Below are 1,878 nucleotides of genomic sequence, written 5' to 3'. Positions count from 1 at the left end.
CAACAAACAAAAGTGCATTGGAAAAATAACATGAAGTTTCTATATCATCAACTAAATATTTTTGATTATCATCTATAATATCTTTCATTTTTTCAAAATATGAATAATCATTGTTATAAAATATTCTCCAAATACTAATCGAGATATCATTTTTTATAATTTCACTGACTAAATGTGGTGAATGTGTTGAAAGAATCATATTAACATTTTTATTAATATTTCCTTGTATGCAAGATACCAACTCTTCTATATAGCTAGAATGCAATCCAATCTCCGGTTCATCTATTATCAATAATGGATTTTTCCATCCAGTACTAGATAGTTGGGATATTAACATTATTATTAATTTGATATATTTTAATGAATTTAATCCATCTGAATAATATGCTAATTTATTCTCATTGCTTAGGAATTTTTCTCCACCTAGTCTCAATTTTAGTAAATCTATATATTGCTCATAAAAATTTGATTCATCAATTTTTATTTTTTCTTGTTCAAATACATCATTAATTATCTTTATTGTTTTTTCGTATTTTTCTCCATATGCGTCTGACATAAGCTCATCAATTGATTCTATTATATCATTTTTATCAATATTTAGCTTTCCAATAGATATATCTGAAATGTTATTCCATACCTCTGCCCAATTTTGTAACGACACAAACCTAGTATCTATGAAAAATATGGGAAATAACTTGTATATAACCCTCCTACTATTTAAATCCATTTCTCGTGGATACCATTTTACTGTTCCATCTTTATATTGAATCATTTTCAATCTAATTCTATTGTCTACAAAATATTCAACTAAATCTAATAATTGCTCATCATAATATGGGTTAGTATTTTTTTTTGCTAGTTGACAAAAATCATATTCCAGTTCAATTTCAGCAGATTGTAAATAATTATTATTTGTATCAATTATTCTTTGCTTACTGTTTTCATCAATCATCATATCGTAAAAATACTTAATTGCATCTAACAAATTAGATTTTCCAGACCCGTTTATGCCTATAAAGCATTGTAAGTCGTACCGACTTCTTTCTAGGTTAATCGATACTCTTTTAATAGATTTGTAATTCCTTATGTTTATTCTTGTCACTCCCATATTCAAATTCCTTTATTCCAAACTATATATCACTATTACTGTTGATTAAAATCTATATGTTCTTTGTTCTCATTTTTGCCATCCTGTTTCCAATGTAATCTTTCCCATATTTATCCTCAACTACTTTTGTAATTAAAAATGTTAGTTTATTCTTTTTACTGAGTTAATGTCACACATAATTTTTTGTATATTTCGTTTTATCTTCCTAGTTTGATATATTTATTATGTCATAGTGTTTACACCCTATTAATAATTTTTATCCAATATATTAACTCTTTGATACCTCTTTCACCTCCCATTTTTCTTGAGAATAGTAAAAATATTGATCATTTAACATTTTCGCTATTTTTACTTACTTTTTTACCACAATATTCAAATTTACTCTTTTTCCATTATACTAAAATTACAGGTAAATTCCTAGTATAACGAAAGGAGAGATATTTATGCGAAGATACACTGCGCCCTTTAATGGCAAACAATATGTTCTTAATACTAATACTCATGAAGTTCATGATTTAGACCGTGAAACCCAAGCTTGTCGCATTAACGAAATCAACAGTAATCATGTTTACAATTGTGATTCTTACGAATCTGCACAAGTTTATTCCATTTTCAAAAATCATTGTGACTGTAATGGTTGTGCCTACTGCATGCCTGAAAAAGATAATGGATAAATATAATTAATATTTTACGCAATCAATAAGCTAGCTTCATTCATAGAATAACTACGGGCTCTAATCGAGTAGGAGGGAAATTTAACTAAATTTCCC

General features: G+C 27.0%; 1 protein-coding gene. It reads right to left on the bottom strand.

The features are described from left to right. Positions 1-1,108: retron Eco8 family effector endonuclease (locus Q5O30_RS00585; RefSeq protein WP_302674486.1), on the bottom strand; the 1,108-nt coding region annotated here is incomplete at its 3' end. Between the last annotated feature and the right edge of the window lie 770 nt (positions 1,109-1,878).

The sequence above is a fragment of the Eubacterium sp. CAG:161 genome (assembly GCF_000432355.1).
Classification (GTDB): domain Bacteria; phylum Bacillota; class Clostridia; order Lachnospirales; family Lachnospiraceae; genus Eubacterium_G; species Eubacterium_G segne.
This window is presented reverse-complemented; position numbering and strand designations above follow the sequence as displayed.